This is a genomic window from Streptomyces albospinus (genome assembly GCF_014648695.1).
In the GTDB taxonomy this organism is placed as follows: Bacteria; Actinomycetota; Actinomycetes; order Streptomycetales; family Streptomycetaceae; genus Streptomyces; species Streptomyces albospinus.
In genome coordinates, this window is the sequence record NZ_BMRP01000083.1 from 1 (window position 1) to 14,189 (window position 14,189).

The 14,189-nt window shown below is 74.2% G+C and carries 14 protein-coding genes and 1 pseudogene; all 15 read left to right on the forward strand.

The annotated features are described in order from the left end of the window. Positions 1-342 precede the first annotated feature (342 nt). Positions 343-1,722, forward strand: coding sequence for a flavin-containing monooxygenase (locus IEZ17_RS40040; RefSeq protein WP_229853089.1), 1,380 nt, complete (start codon positions 343-345; stop codon positions 1,720-1,722). Next, the gene (locus IEZ17_RS40045; protein ID WP_189308559.1) at positions 1,719-2,597 is read left to right on the forward strand and encodes a hypothetical protein; all 879 of its coding nucleotides are present in this window, start codon (positions 1,719-1,721) and stop codon (positions 2,595-2,597) included. Before IEZ17_RS40040 ends, IEZ17_RS40045 begins: the two co-directional genes overlap by 4 nt. Beyond that, positions 2,594-3,127, forward strand: coding sequence for a hypothetical protein (locus IEZ17_RS40050; protein ID WP_189308560.1), 534 nt, complete (start codon positions 2,594-2,596; stop codon positions 3,125-3,127). The genes IEZ17_RS40045 and IEZ17_RS40050 overlap by 4 nt, the downstream gene beginning before the upstream one ends. Further along, the gene (gene purF, locus IEZ17_RS40055) at positions 3,124-4,599 is read left to right on the forward strand and encodes an amidophosphoribosyltransferase (protein WP_189308561.1); all 1,476 of its coding nucleotides are present in this window, start codon (positions 3,124-3,126) and stop codon (positions 4,597-4,599) included. Before IEZ17_RS40050 ends, purF begins: the two co-directional genes overlap by 4 nt. 13 nt (positions 4,600-4,612) lie before the next feature. Then, on the forward strand, positions 4,613-6,421 hold the full coding sequence (locus IEZ17_RS40060; RefSeq protein ID WP_189308562.1) for a fatty acyl-AMP ligase: 1,809 nt from the start codon (positions 4,613-4,615) through the stop codon (positions 6,419-6,421). Continuing rightward, the gene (locus IEZ17_RS40065) at positions 6,418-6,699 is read left to right on the forward strand and encodes an acyl carrier protein (protein WP_189308563.1); all 282 of its coding nucleotides are present in this window, start codon (positions 6,418-6,420) and stop codon (positions 6,697-6,699) included. The genes IEZ17_RS40060 and IEZ17_RS40065 overlap by 4 nt, the downstream gene beginning before the upstream one ends. Before the next feature lie 5 nt (positions 6,700-6,704). Next, a complete protein-coding gene (locus tag IEZ17_RS40070) occupies positions 6,705-7,016 on the forward strand; it encodes a DUF6506 family protein (RefSeq protein ID WP_189308564.1) in 312 nt (103 codons plus the stop codon). A 107-nt stretch (positions 7,017-7,123) separates the two neighbouring features. Continuing rightward, positions 7,124-7,279, forward strand: coding sequence for a hypothetical protein (locus IEZ17_RS40075; protein WP_189308565.1), 156 nt, complete (start codon positions 7,124-7,126; stop codon positions 7,277-7,279). Positions 7,280-7,298: 19 nt separating this feature from the next. Beyond that, positions 7,299-8,471, forward strand: a complete 1,173-nt coding sequence (locus IEZ17_RS40080) for a cytochrome P450 (RefSeq protein WP_189308566.1) — start codon at positions 7,299-7,301, stop codon at positions 8,469-8,471. A gap of 15 nt (positions 8,472-8,486) precedes the next feature. Then, positions 8,487-9,497: a 3-oxoacyl-ACP synthase III family protein gene (locus IEZ17_RS40085; protein ID WP_189308567.1), complete on the forward strand. Its 1,011-nt coding sequence runs from the start codon at positions 8,487-8,489 to the stop codon at positions 9,495-9,497. Beyond that, a complete protein-coding gene (locus IEZ17_RS40090) occupies positions 9,494-10,237 on the forward strand; it encodes a glycosyltransferase family 2 protein (RefSeq protein WP_189308568.1) in 744 nt (247 codons plus the stop codon). Before IEZ17_RS40085 ends, IEZ17_RS40090 begins: the two co-directional genes overlap by 4 nt. After that, positions 10,234-11,418, forward strand: coding sequence for a cytochrome P450 (locus IEZ17_RS40095; protein ID WP_189308569.1), 1,185 nt, complete (start codon positions 10,234-10,236; stop codon positions 11,416-11,418). The genes IEZ17_RS40090 and IEZ17_RS40095 overlap by 4 nt, the downstream gene beginning before the upstream one ends. Next, positions 11,415-13,007, forward strand: coding sequence for a class I adenylate-forming enzyme family protein (locus IEZ17_RS40100; RefSeq protein ID WP_229853090.1), 1,593 nt, complete (start codon positions 11,415-11,417; stop codon positions 13,005-13,007). The genes IEZ17_RS40095 and IEZ17_RS40100 overlap by 4 nt, the downstream gene beginning before the upstream one ends. Continuing rightward, positions 13,004-13,891, forward strand: a complete 888-nt coding sequence (locus IEZ17_RS40105) for an NAD-dependent epimerase/dehydratase family protein (RefSeq protein ID WP_189308570.1) — start codon at positions 13,004-13,006, stop codon at positions 13,889-13,891. Before IEZ17_RS40100 ends, IEZ17_RS40105 begins: the two co-directional genes overlap by 4 nt. Positions 13,892-13,955: 64 nt before the next feature. Next, positions 13,956-14,189, forward strand: a pseudogene (locus IEZ17_RS40110) (phosphoribosylformylglycinamidine cyclo-ligase); the annotation flags it as partial.

Below are 14,189 nucleotides of genomic sequence, written 5' to 3' on the forward strand. Positions count from 1 at the left end.
GGATCGAGGATCTCCGGCTTGAGCATGACGTCGACTACGACGCGTGCCACTGGCACTCCTCCTGTTAAGGCCGAGTATGCGAAGGGAGTTGAATGGTTGAGAGGTAAGCGGAAAAGTGACGCGGTTCACTCTCATCGGAGTCCGGTCGGCTCCATTAGGCGGAAGTCCGTGCCCGTAAGTCAAGCAGGGGCGTAAGCGGAATCCCGCCGGTCGTTTGAAAGTCCTTGAAAGTGGCTGGATTCGACGGCGCGGCCTGGTGAACTCTGGGTCGAGCGGCCCCCTCGTCGGAGACCTGCGGGGCCGATGCCTACGCCGCGCCATCGATGGGGGAATTCAGTTCTCATGCCAGAAGCACAAGCGGATCCACGGCCGGTTGCCGTCATCGGAGCGGGCCCTTCCGGGTTGGCCGCTCTCAAGAACCTCAGTGACCTCAATATTCCCTGTGTGGGGTACGAGACGCACTCCGGCGTAGGCGGTATCTGGGACATCGACAACCCGCGCAGTTCCGTTTACCAGAACACCCACACCATCACCTCCCGCGAGGTGACGGGCTATTCGGATCTGCCGATGGACCGGGGGCTGCCGGCCTATCCGCGACACGATCAGGTGCGCAGCTACCTCCAGCAGTACGCGGAGCGGTTCGACCTGCCGTCGCTGATCCGATTCGACTCCGATGTCACCCAGGTCGAGCGGCTGCCCAAGGGCTGGCGGGTCACCACCGCGGACGGGCACTCGGCGGAGCACAGTGCGCTGATCATCGCGAACGGGCACAACTGGCACCCCCATACGCCCGCCTTCTCCGGAAAGTTCGACGGCGAGATCCTGCACAGCCGGGACTACACCAACCCGGCCGGCCTCGCGGGCAAGCGGGTCCTCGTCGTCGGAGCCGGGAACTCCGGCTGCGACATCGCGGTGGAGGCCGCGGGGGTGACCGACCACGTGGCGATCAGCATGCGCCGCGGGTACTACTTCTTCCCGAAGTTCATCTTCGGAAAGCCCGCGGACCAGGTCTCCGAATCGAGTCAGAATCTGCGGCTGCCGGCGCCGGTGGCACGGGCGGCGTACCGCACCATGCTGAAGCTGAGCATCGGCAGTCCCGAGCAGTTCGGATTGCCCAAGCCCGACCACGAGCCGCTGGAATCCCCGCCGATCGTCAACTCCCTGCTGCCGTACTACTGCGCGCACGGGCGGGTGAAGGTCCGCAAGGCTCCGGTCCGCTTCGACGGAAAGTACGTGGAGTTCTCCGACGGTACGTCGGAGGAATTCGACACCATCATTCTGGCGACCGGTTTCCGGATCCACATTCCCTTCGTCGGCGAAGAGCACCTCGACTGGCACAAGGGCCGCCCGGACTTCTATCTGCTGGCCTTCTCGCCCCGCTACGACGACCTCTTCATCGCCGGTATGACCGACGGCACCGGGGGTCATTTCCCGACCGTGGAGCTCCAGTCGCGGGTGATCGCCGGTTATCTGGCGGCGAAGGAACGGGACCCGGAGGCGGCCCGGCGCTTCGACGAGATGAAGCGCCGCCGGGACGTGGACATCTCCGGCGGTATCAAGTTCCTCGACTCGCCGCGCAATCTCACCCAGTTCGAACTCCTCACCTATCTGCGAGTGCTGCGCGAACACCTGGCGCTGCTGGGCGGCCAGGACACCACGTACGCCCGCCGGCCCTCCCTGCTGGAGCAGGCGGCCGGATTCCTCCAGGGAGGCCGCAAGTGAACGGCATCGGCACGGCGCTGCTGAGCGAGGTGCAGCGGGAAGCCCTCGACGAGGTGCTCGCCGGGGTCCCCTACAACAGCGCGTCCCAGTTCCACGAGTACTTCGGCACCCGGGCGGCCCCGCCGCGCTTCGGCCAGTCCTGTGCCTGGCAGTCGTTCACCGTCGGCCGGATGGTGGCCGAGCGGTCCGGTGCCGGCGCCGAGTACCTCATCGACGGACGGCATGTGGCGGCCGTCTACCGCCGGCCCGAGGGCCTGGTCATCCTCGACCCGTACCTGCTGCACGGGGAGCCGCTGCGGCTCGACCGCGGTGCCGCGGTCGACGGTGCGGTGCAGGTGGCCGTCGACGCCTATCCCCACCGGGTGCGCAAGGACGGCACACCGGCGCCGAGCCGGGTGCGGGCCACCTGGACGCTCGACGACGACGCGATCCGCCTGGACTATCTGCGGTTCAGCCCGCGGCGCGGGCACAACGTCGCCTCGCGGTCGTTCGTGCTGCGCCCGGAATCGCGGCTGGAGACCGTGCCGCCGCCCGCGGACTGGGTGCGTCCGCTGCTGGTCCACCCCGAGCAGCACAGCGTGTCCGTGCGCGTGCTCCACCCGGCCACCCGCCGGATGGCGGAGCTGATCCTGCCGCTCGCCGACCGGCCCGCCGGTGTCGCCGGGGACAGCAAGCTCCTGATCACCAAGGACAACCAGGGCGCGGTCGCGACGTATGGGGACGCCCGCTTCGAGCGGGACCTGGAAGTCGTCGCGGACGCGGTCTGCGCGCCGCAGGACGAGGTGATCGCCTTCCTCCTCGAAGCGGCGGCGATCCACCGCTCCGCCGCGCCCGCCGGACTGGCGCTGGCGCCCTACTCCCTGGAGGACGAGTGACGGCCGACGCCGCGCCGCAGGGGGCGCACGGCCCCCGTGCCTACTTCCTGGCCGGCACCATGCAGGGAGCGCGCACCGGCGCGGACCTCACCGACCAGTCCTACCGGCAGCTGCTGACCGAGACCCTGCGCGGCCGGCGCCCCGGGGCGGTGATCCACGACCCCGGTGTGGTGATGGCCGAGTGGCTGGCGGCACATCCCGCCGACGTACGGGCCTCGCATGCCGCGCTGGCCGGCCGCCGGGTGATCCGCCGGGCCGAACTGGCGCCGGAACTCACCGAGTTGACCGAGCTGTTCCACCGGCTGACCCGGCTGGCCGCGGAGAGCGACGTGTGCGTGGCCTGGCTGCCGGGACACGAGCCGAGCATGGGCACCGCCGCCGAGATGCTCTCCGCCCACCGGGCCGGACGCACCGTCGTCGCCATCACGGACATGCGGCAGAACCTCGCGGTGCTGTCCTGCTCGACCGTGATCCTGCCGGACCTGGACGCGTTCGCCGACTGGCTCGACGCGGGCGGTGACGTCACGTGAACGGGCACCCGGACGACGCGGACAAGCCCCGCGAGGCTTGCGGCGTCGCGGGCGTCTGGGGGCCCGCCGGCCACCATGCCGCGCTGGTACGGGAGATGCTCGTCGCGCTCCAGCACCGCGGGCAGGAGAGCGCCGGCATCGCGGTGGGCACCGGCAACGCCCTGGTCGCCCGGCACGGTGCGGGCACCGTCGAGCAGGCCCTGCCCGGCCTCGGAGGGCTGCCCGGCGGCCCGGTGGCCATCGGCCACGTCCGCTACGCCACCCACGGCACGCGGGACGGACTGGCCGGGGCCCAGCCCGTCGTCCTGGACCACCCGCCGCTGGCCCTGGCCCACAACGGCACCCTCGTGGACCCGCAGCGCGCCCCGGGAGCCGAGGCGATCGAGCCGGAACTCTGGGCCACGGACAGCGAGTTGATGGCCCGGCTGCTGCTCGCCGCCCGCGCCTCGACCGGCGCCGACACCGCCGCCGCGCTGCATGCGGTCCTCCCGGGCCTGACGGGCGCGTATGCGCTGGTGCTGTCCGACGGGGCGAACCTCTACGGCGTACGGGACCCGCACGGCTTCCGGCCGCTGGCCCTGGGGCGCCGGGGCGGCGCCTGGCTGCTCGCCTCCGAGACCGCGGCGATCACCGGCGTCGGCGGCGAGGTCGTCCGCGAACTCGAACCGGGCGAGGTCCTGTCCATCGGCGCGCACGGCACGGCGAGCAGCAGGGTGGAGGTCCCGGACGCGAAGACCGCGGCCTGCCTCTTCGAGTACGTGTACTTCGCCCGCGCCGACTCGACCCTCTCGGGACGCAGCGTCTATCAGGCGCGCTACCGCGCGGGACAGGCGCTCGCCGACTACGCGCCGGTGACCGGTTCGCCGCGGCCGGTGGTCGTGGCCACACCGGAGACGGCGCGGGTCGCCGCCGACGGCTACGCCGAGCGGGCCCGACTGCCCGTCGTCCAGGGCCTGTTACGGCCCGCGGCGGCCGGCCGCAGCTTCATCGCGGGCGACCCGGCGGCCCGGGAGAGCCTGGTGCGCCGCAAGCTCGCCCCGGTCGCGGCGGCGGTCGCGGGGGAGCGGGTGGTCCTGGTGGACGACTCGCTCGTCCGGGGCACCACCATGCGCACGGTGACCGGGCTGCTGCGCGAGGCCGGGGCCGTGGAGGTGCACCTGCGGATCGCCTCCCCGCCGTACCGGTGGCCGTGCTTCTACGGCATCGACACCGGGCGCCCCGAGGAACTGCTCGCCGCCCGGCTGCCGATCACCGAACTGGCCGAGCAACTGGGCTGCGACAGCGTGGCGTTCCTCTCGCTGGACCGGCTCCTCGAAGCGGCCGGAGGCGACTCCTCCGGCTACTGCACCGCCTGTCTGACCGGCCGCTACCCGACAGCAGTCCCCGTCGGCGCCGTCCCCGCCCCGGCCACCCGGCCGTACCCGGGGGCCAGATCCGGCACCGCCCTCGCGTCCCAAGGCACCGTCGAATGAGGAGAGCTCAGCAGTGAACACCCCAACCGAGGCGACCGCGACCCCCGCGTCGGTACCGACGCACACCGGTCGGGACGCCCGCACCCTCGTCGAAGCACTCATCGCACGGTCCGCGGGTTCCGACGCGGACCGCACCGTGGTCACCGCGCTCGACGCCGCCGGGGACCCGATCGAGAGCCTGACCCCGGTCGAGCTGGACCGGCGAGCCCGCGCGCTGGCCGCGGCGCTGCGTGAGACCGGCGGCGCGGGCGACCGCGTCATCGTGCCCGCGCTGCCCGGACTCGACTTCCACATCGGCTTCCTGGGCTGCCTGTACGCCGGCATGATCGCCGTACCGGTGCCGGCGTTCCGTACCGCCGCCCGCGGAGGCACCACCTCCCGCGCCGAACGGCTGGCGGCGATCTGCGGCGACTGCGACCCGTGCGCCGTACTCGTCTCCACCCAGGAGGACGCCGACGAGGCGGACGCCGAACTGCTGCCCGGCGTGCGGTGGATCGCCGTACGGCAGCCGGACGCCCCGGAGGCCGCCGGGGCGGCGCTGCCGGATCCGGTGGCGCTCGACCCGGCCACCACGGCGCTGCTCCAGTACACCTCGGGGTCCACCGGCGACCCCCGCGGCGTCGTCGTCCGGCACGGCAACCTGGTCGCCAACCAGGCCGCGATGCGCGACCGCTGCGAGGTGGAGCCCACCACCACCATCGTCAGCTGGCTGCCCTTCTTCCACGACATGGGGCTGTGCACCGCGGTGGTGCTTCCCTTGGTGTCCGACGCGACGACCGTCACCATGGAGCCGGCCACTTTCGTCCGCGACCCGCGGGTGTGGCTGCGCGCCATCGCCGCCGAGGACGACGTCTTCACCGCCGCGCCGGACTTCGCGTACGACATGTGCGTCAACCGGATACCCGCGGAGGAGCGCGCCGCCCTCGACCTGTCCACCTGGCGGGTCGCGGTCAACGGCTCCGAGCCGGTGCGTGCGGCCACCCAGCGCCGGTTCGCCGAGGCGTTCCGGACCAGCTACTTCCGCGAGGAGGTCTTCTCGCCCGGCTTCGGCCTCGCCGAATGCACCCTCGTGGTCAGCGTGAGCCGTTCCCTGGAGCCCCCGGTGGTGGCCCGCTACGACCGCGACGCGCTGGCCGAGGGGAAGGCGGTGCCGACCTCGGTCGCGGCCGACGGCCTCGAACTCGTCGGCTGCGGAACGGTGGTGGACGACGTCCACGTCGCCGTGGCCGACCCCGGCACCCGCCACCGGCTCGCCGACCGGGTGGTCGGCGAGATCTGGGTCGACTCGCCGGGGAACTGCGGGGGCTACTGGGGACGCGCGCAGGAGTCCGCGGAGGTCTTCGCCGCCCGCCTGGCGGGAGCGGACGAGGACCTTGACCGGACCTACGTGCGGACCGGAGACCTCGGATTCGTCGACGGCGGCGAGCTGTTCATCACCGGCCGCATCAAGGACGTGCTGATCATCGGCGGCGAGAACTACTTCCCGCAGGACGCGGAGGCCGTCGCGGTCGACGCCCACCCCGCGTTCGCCCAGCAGCGGGCCGCCGCCTGGCCGTTGAGCGAGGACGACCGCGGCGTGGCGGTGGTCGTGGAGACCACCGTGCGCGATCCGGAGGTGCTCGCCGCCGCCGTCCGCGCGGCCGGCATCGCGGTGGCGAAGGTGCTGCCCACCGCGGTCAGCGTCTACGCCGTACCACGCAACAAGGTGCCCCGCACCACCAGCGGAAAGATCCGGCGGCGCGCCTGCGCCCAGCAGGTCCTGGCAGGACAACTGGAGCCGTTGGCGCGCTGGTCCAGCAGACGAACGGACGGAGCGGCATGAGCGACATGACCACGGCACAGGAGATCACCGCCGAGGTGGTGGTGGAGCGGCTGCGCGGGGCGCTGGCGGCGCTGCTGGAGATGGCGCCGGCCGAACTGGACGCGGACGTACCGCTCAGCGCCTACGGCATCGACTCGATGACGAGTTTCGTCCTGGTCGGCGACCTGGAGCGGTGGTGTGGCGCCGAGCTGCGCACCGAGGCCACCCTGGGCGGGCTGACCATGACGGAAGCCGCCGACGAGGTCATGTCGGCGCTGCGAGCGCAATCCAAGGAGTGATGAGCATGGCACTGGACGCATTCGGATTCCTCTTCACCGGCCGGGGACTCGACCCCGAGCGCGACCGCTCCGTGATCGAACGGGACGGCTTCCGCGCCGTCATCGTCGGTATGGCGGACCCGGCCGCGGCGCCCGAGGTCGCGGCGCAACTGGTCGACGAGGGAATCCAGTTGATCGAACTGTGCGGCGGTTTCGGCCCCGTGTGGACGGCCAAGGTCATCGAGGCCACCAAGTCCCGCGTGCCGGTGGGGTCGGTCGGGTACGGCCCCGAGTCGATCGACGGCATGGCCGCACTGTTCCCGCCCCAGGCAGGCTGACCCGCCGGCCCGCATCCTGCCGGGCCGGTTCGCCGGCCCGCTCCCGCCGGGCGGTTCGCGCGGCCGGCCCCACGGGGCCGACCGCCCCGCCCGGCCCGCTGGGCACCTTGCCCGGCCCGCTGGGCACCCTGCCCGGCCCGCTGGGCACCTTGCCCGGCCCGCTGGGCACCCTGCCCGGCCCGCTGGGCACCGTGCCCGGCCCGCTGGGCCTCCTCCCCGCCCCCGTAGGGAGGAGGCCCGGCGACCCCGGCCCGTTCCTGTGAGACGACGAGATGGATCACGATGAACCGCGCCCGACTCCATGAACTCCGCGTGCTGGCGGCCAGCCGTCCCGCCCTTCCCCTCCTGCTGCACGCCGGCCGGCTGGCCCGGCCCCTAAGGCGCGTCCCGGGGATCGGCTGGCTGACCGCCGACGCCGCGACCGCGCGGTCCGTCCTCACCGACCAGGAGCACTTCACCGTCCTCGACCGCGGCGGCGTCGGCCGGCTGTGGGCCCAGCTCCTGGGTGACTGGGTCGAGGACCTCTTCGACGGCGAGGGACACCGGGCGCTGCGCGCCGGCACCCGCGACCTCTTCGGCGAGACCCCCGCCCGCGACCTCGTGGACCGCACCATCGGGCCCCGGCTCGCCGAGGCGCGGGCCCAACTCGCCGCCGGGAAGCCGCTGGACGTGTCGGCCCTCGGCCGCGCCGTCGTCGGGCGGATCGTCACGGAGCTGCTGCGGTTCCCGGTCGAGGGCACCGACGACGCCGCCTACGAGCGGGTCTTCGCCACCGCCCGCGCCCTCGCCGCGCTCTCCGTCGAAGCCGCCGGCGGCGGCGAGCTGAGCGAGGCGACCGTCGCCCGCGGCCGGAAGGTCGTCGCGCGACTCACCGGGCACGTCGCGCAGGCATGGCACACCGAACCCGCCGACCGGCTCATCGGGCGCTGCCGCGAGGTCGGCCTGGACGCCCGGCAGACCGCCGGTATGGCCGCCCTCGTGGGCGTGGCCGCGACCGAGACCGCGGCGAGCGCGATCACTCGGACCGTCGCCCTGCTGCACGACACCGGCGAGCAGCACGCCCTGCTGGCGTCCCCGGAGCTCGTCCCCGAAGCGGTGCGCGAGGGGCTGCGGGTGACGGCGCCGGCGCCGGTCATCGGCCGTACCGTACGCAGCGAGGTGCACCTCGCCGGGCGCACCCTGCGGGCGGGCGACCGGATCACGCTGCTCAACTACACCGCCAACAGCCTCACCGGCGAGTTCCGCCTCGGCCGGCCCGCCGAACCCGCCAACCGCCAGCTGTGGTTCGGCGCCGGCCGCCACCACTGCCTCGGGTCGGCCATCGCCCGCGCGGAGATCGGCCGGACGCTCCAGACCCTGACCGCGGTCGGGCGGCCCTGGCGGATCGTCGAGCGCCGCTACAGCCGCCGCGTGGTCATTCCCACGTACGACCGGCTGACCGTGACCCTCGTCTGACGGGAGACCAGCCCCATGCCTGTGACCCATGCCCGGCTCGCCGGGGTGGCCGTGCATCTGCCCGAGACCCGGCGCACCGGGACGGAGACCGAGCGCCGGGTGGCCGCCGCCGGTACCGGATTCCGCCCGCCGCCCGGACTCGTCCGCCGGCTGACCGGCGTCGACCGGCTGCACGTCATGCCCGACGACTGGCAGGCGTCCGACCTGGCCGCCGCGGCGGCGCGCAAGCTGCTCGCGGAGACCGGGACCGGGCCCGACGACATCGACCTGCTCCTCTTCGCCGCGGCCAGCCAGGACATGATCGAGCCCGCGACCTCGCACATGGTCGCCGACCGCCTCGGCCTGCACTGCCCCGTCTTCGACGTCAAGAACGCGTGCAACAGCGTGCTCAACGCGCTGGAGACCGCCCATGCGCTCATCGCCCAGGGCGCCTACCGCCGCATCCTCATAGCCTGCGGCGAATCCCCCTCCCGGGCCGTCCGCTGGTCGGTCCCCGACCTGCGCAGCTACCTCGCGTCGATCCCGGGCTACACCCTCTCCGACGCGGGCGCGGCGCTCCTCGTCGAGGAATCCGCCGAACCCGGCATCCTCGGCTCCGGATTCACCGCCGACTCCCGCTCCTGGAGCGTCGGCACGCTCGCCTCGGGCGGCTCGGCCCACCCGCGCGGCGACGAGCACACCTACTTCCGGCTCGACGGGGTCGGACTGCGGCGCGCCTTCGAACGGCTGGGCCCGCAGATCCTCGACGCCACCCTGGAGCGGCTCGGGGTGCGCTGGCAGGACATGGCGGCCCTCTGCGTGCACCAGGTGTCGAAGCCCTACCTGGACGAGCTGGCCGACCGGTTCGGCCTGCCGCCCGACAAGATCATCGTGACCGTCACCGAACACGGCAACGCCGCCGCGGCCAGCCTGCCGCTCCAGCTCGTCCGCGCCCGGGAGAGCGGCCGGGCCGGCGTCGGCGACCTGGTCGGCCTGGTCGGGCTCGCCGGCGGCATCAGCATGGGAATGAGCGTGATCCGGCTGTGAAGCTCTGGGTGGTCGTCCCCGCGTACAACGAGGCACCGGGGATCACGGCGACGCTGCGCGCGCTCGCGGCGCAGACCGACCGCGACTTCTCCCTCGTCGTCGTGGACAACGATTCGACGGACGGTACCGCGGACGTTGTCCGGTCCTTCGGCTTCCCCGGCGATCTGCACCTCGTGCACGAGACCCGCAAGGGCACCGGCGCCGCCGCCGACACCGGGATGCGCTACGCCATCGCCCACGGAGCCACTCATCTGGCCCGTACCGACGCGGACTGCCTGCCCGCGGCCGACTGGACCGCGCGGGTCCGGGCGGGATTCGGCGCCGGGCTCCTGCTGATCGGCGGCCGGCTGCGGCCCCGTACCGACGAGGCGCCACTGCCCCCGCTCCGGCGGGCCGCCCTCGTCGCCGCGACCGAAGTGGCCGCGCTCTTCGGTCGGCTGCGGCCCGGCAATCGCGGCCCCGACTACCTCGGCCCGTACGTGATGGCGCCCGGCTGCAACATGGCGATCACCGCCGAGCTGTACGAGCGCGCCGGCGGCTTCCCACGCACCGCGATCGAGGAGCTCCACGAGGACCGGGCCCTGGTCAACGCGGTCCGGCTGCTGACGTCCGCGTACGGCACCCGGCGCGACGTCCGCGTCGCCGGCTCCGCCCGCCGGGTGCGGGAGTGGGGACTGCGCCGCACGCTCGGCTGGTACGCGGACCACCGCTACCGCCCCGAGGTGGTGGACATCCGTTGACCGCGACCACGGCACCGCCCGCCGCCCGGGACCGGTGGGAGCACCGGGTGCAGACGTCCGCCCATCCCGTCGCGTACCGGCTGCTGCGCGCCATCGCGGCCCGCGGCCCGGTCGTACGGGTACCGCGGGTCGGCGTGGTCGTCAGCGATGCCGCGCTCGCCCGTGAAGTCCTCTGCGACACCGCGCACTTCACGAAGACCGGACCGGGCTCGCCCGCCGACCTGTGGACGCCGGTGCTCGGCCCCTCGGTGCTGCTCAACATGGAGGGCGCCGACCACGCGGCCCTCCGCCGGCGGCTCTCCGGCCTGTTCACGCCCGGCTACGTCGCCGCGCTCTGCGCCCGCGTGCTGGCGCAGCCGCTCGCCGAGCTGCCGCGCCGGCTGGCCGCCGGTGCCGAGGTCGATCTGGTCCACGTCGCGCAGACCTGCGCGGGCGCCGCCATCTGCGAGATCGTCGGACTGCCGCCGGAGCCCGGCCGGTTCGGCGGGGCGCACGCGGAGGCGGCCGAGGTGACGCGCACCGTGCGGCTGTGGCGGCATGGCATGACGGGACGTCAGGTGGCGCGGGCGCGCGAGGTGCTGGGCCGCCTCACCGCCTCCGCGGTGACGGCCTACAGGCGCGGCGGCGAGGAGACCCTGCCGGGCCGGCTGCGCGGACTGGGCCTGACCGAGGAGGAGGCCCGCGGCGCCGTCGGGGCCTTCCTGCTCACCGGTACCGAGACCCTGGTCTCCTTCATCCCGAGGCTGGTCGCCCTCTGCCATGACGCAGACCTGCTCGACCGGCTCGCGGACGGCACCGCCGACCTCGACACCGTCGTGGAGGAGGCCCTCCGCATCACCGTGCCGTCGCCCGTGATGCTGCGCAGCGTCGCCCGGAGCGCCGAGATCGGCGGCGTCCCGGTGGCGCCCGGCGACCGGGTCGTGGTGGCGACGCTGCTGTGCGCGCAGGCGTACGGCCCGTTCGCCCCGGAACGGCCGCACCCGCCGGAGCTGCGGCGGCTGTGGTTCGGCGCCGGCCCGCACTTCTGCCTCGGCATGCCGCTGGCCATGGCCCAGATCCGCGCGGTGCTGACCGCCGCCCTCGCGGCCGGGCCGATCGCCGTCACCGGCCGCCGCGCCGCGCGCCGGGTGCTGATCCCGGGGTACGCACGGCTGACCATCAAGCTCAGGAGCGAGAGTTGACCGCGACACCATCCGAGTCCGGCCCCGCCGGGGGCATGGATCTGCTCACCGCCCTGCTCGACACCGCGGACCGGCGCGGCGACGCCGCCGCACTGACCGGCCCCGACGGACGCACGCTCGGCTACCGGCAGTTCGGCCGCGCCGTCCTGTCCACCGCGGGGCGGCTGCGCGAGGCCGGTATGGCACCGGGGGAGCGGGTGCTGTTCTCCGTACGCCCGGGGCCGGAGGGGGTCGTGCTCGCGCTGGGCGTGATCGCCGCGGGCGGCACGGTGGTCTTCGCCGACCCCGGCGTGGGCGCCGAACTGTTCGCCGCCCGCCGGGCGTTGGCCGCCCCGGCCTGGGCCGCGGCCGAGTCCCTGCTGTACGCCGCGGCCCGGTACGGCCGTCCGCTGGCCCGGCGGCGCGGGCTGCTGCTGCCCGACTACCGCCGCCTCGGCCTGCGCCACATCCATGCCGGCCGCCGGCTGCCGGGGGTACCCGCCGGGGCGCTGTCCGCGCGGCGGCTGGCCGCAGGACCGGCCCCGGCAGTCCGCCCCGAACCCGCACCCGACCAGGAGGCGCTGGTCGTCTTCACCTCCGGCACCACCCGGGCGCCCAAGGCCGTGGTGCACACCCGGGGTTCGCTCGGCGCCGGGCTGGCCGGCTGCGGGCACGCACTGCGCATCGGCGACGGCGATGTGCTGCACACGGACCAGATGATGATGGGTATCCCGGCTCTGGTCGCCGGGGCGCACTGGACCATGCCGCCGTACGGATTCGCCCCCGCGACCGACCCCGCGCGCTTCACCCGCGGCCTTGCGGGAGCCACCCACGCGTTCTGCGTGCCCGCCGATCTGCCCGCGGTGCTCGGGGCGGTGGAGCGGGGCGAGACGGAGCTGCCCGCGTCGCTGCGGCACCTGGCCCTCGGCGGCGCCCCGGTACTGCCCGGACTGCTGCGCCGGGCCGCCCGGGTCCTGCCGCGGGTGCGTTTCCTCGCGGTGTACGGCATGACCGAGATGGTGCCGGTCGCGGTGGCCACCGGACGGCAGAAGCTGGCCCACACCGGCCCGGGGGACCTGCTCGGCACACCACTGCCGGGGGTCCGGCTGCGCACCGCACCGGACGGCGAACTGCTGGTGTCCGGGCCGAACCTGTGCCGCGGCTACCTCGGCGAGCCGCCGATGGACGAACACGCCACCGGGGACCTCGCCCGGCTGGAGAACGGCCGACTGGTCCTGCTCGGCCGCAAGAAGGACATGCTGATCCGGGGGCGTACGAACATCTATCCCGGGCTCTACGAGCCGGCGATCACCTCCCTGCCCGGTGTCGCCGAGGCCGTCATCGTCGGCGTCCCGGACGCCTACGGCGACGAGCGCGTCGTCCTGGCCGTCGTCCCCGACCGGCCGCGGGCCGTCCCGGACTCCCTGGCCGCGGCCGTGCGCGCGCAGCTGCCCGCGATGATCGACACCGCCGCGCTGCCCGACGAGGTGGTCGTCCTGGACCGCATCCCGGTCGCCGGCCGCTCCCGCAAACCGGACCGCGCCGCGCTGCGCGCCCGGCTGCGCACCGCTAACACCCAGACGGCGCAGACGGCTCAGGCGGCGCGATGAGGATCGCCGTCACCGGCGCCCGCGGATTCGTGGGCGGCGCGGTCTGCCGCGCGGCGGCCGGCGCCGGCTGGACCGTCCATCCGCTCACCCGCGCCGACTGGGACCTGTGCAGCGGGGTGTGGCCCGGCGCCCCCGCGGTCGACGCGGTGGTGCACGCGGCGGCGGCCGTCAGCGACTGGGGCGCGCCCGGACCCGTATGGGAGGCCAACCTCACCGGGACCCGGAACGTGGCGGCGTCCTTCCCCGGCGCGCGGCTGGTGCACATCTCCACCGCCAGCGTCTACGACCCGTTCCGGCCGACCGTCCTCGCCCGGGAGGCGGCGGCGCCGGTCCGCCGCTACCTCACCCCGTACGCCGCCTCCAAGGCCGCCGCCGAACGCGCCCTGCGCGACCGGCCGGACACCGTCGTGCTGCGACCGCACGCGGTCTACGGGCCGGGCGACCGGACGCTGCTGCCGCGGGTGCTGAGCGCGGTGCGCGACCGGTCCCTGTGGCTGCCCGGCGACGGCACGGCCCTCCAGTCGCTCACCCACATCGACAACCTGACCACCGCCGCACTGCTGGCCTGCGACCGCGCGACGGCGCCGGGCACCTACAACATCGCCGACGCGGGGACCGTGGCCATCGGGGACGCGCTCGGCGAGCTGCTCGCCGCCCGCGGCGTGCGAGTACGGCTGCGCACGGTGCCGGCGCCGGTGGCGTCCGCCGCCGCGACCGCCGCCGAGCGGGCCTGGCGCCTGGCCGGGCGGCCGGAGCCGCCGCGGCTCACCCGCTACGCGGTCAGCCATCTCGCGGTGGAACGCACGCTGGCGCTCGACGCGGCCCGCAACGGCCTCGGCTTCCACCCGGAGCCGACCTCGTTCCGCGGCGCGCGGCACTGGTGAGCGCCCGCCACCGACCGGAACCCGCCGCACCCCCGACCACCAACTCCGCGAAAGGCGGACCGACATGACCTCTTCCACCGGTGCCAGCTACGCGAGTGCGGGTGTCGACATCGAAGCCGGCGACCGCGCCGTGGACCTCATGAAGGAGTGGGTGTCGAAGGCCACCCGCCCGGAGGTCGTCGGCGGGCTCGGCGGTTTCGCCGGCCTCTTCGACGCGTCCGCGCTCACGCGCTACGAGTGTCCGCTGCTGGCCTCGGCCACCGACGGCGTCGGCACGAAGGTCGACATCGCCCGCCGG

Bases quoted from the DNA above. Each gene is read 5' to 3' on its own strand.
- IEZ17_RS40070 (WP_189308564.1), top strand. From the start codon at position 6,705: ATGGCACTGGACGCATTCGGATTCCTCTTCACCGGCCGGGGACTCGAC.
- IEZ17_RS40105 (WP_189308570.1), top strand. From the start codon at position 13,004: ATGAGGATCGCCGTCACCGGCGCCCGCGGATTCGTGGGCGGCGCGGTC.
- IEZ17_RS40065 (WP_189308563.1), top strand. From the start codon at position 6,418: ATGAGCGACATGACCACGGCACAGGAGATCACCGCCGAGGTGGTGGTG.
- IEZ17_RS40040 (WP_229853089.1), top strand. From the start codon at position 343: ATGCCAGAAGCACAAGCGGATCCACGGCCGGTTGCCGTCATCGGAGCG.
- IEZ17_RS40085 (WP_189308567.1), top strand. From the start codon at position 8,487: ATGCCTGTGACCCATGCCCGGCTCGCCGGGGTGGCCGTGCATCTGCCC.
- IEZ17_RS40080 (WP_189308566.1), top strand. From the start codon at position 7,299: ATGAACCGCGCCCGACTCCATGAACTCCGCGTGCTGGCGGCCAGCCGT.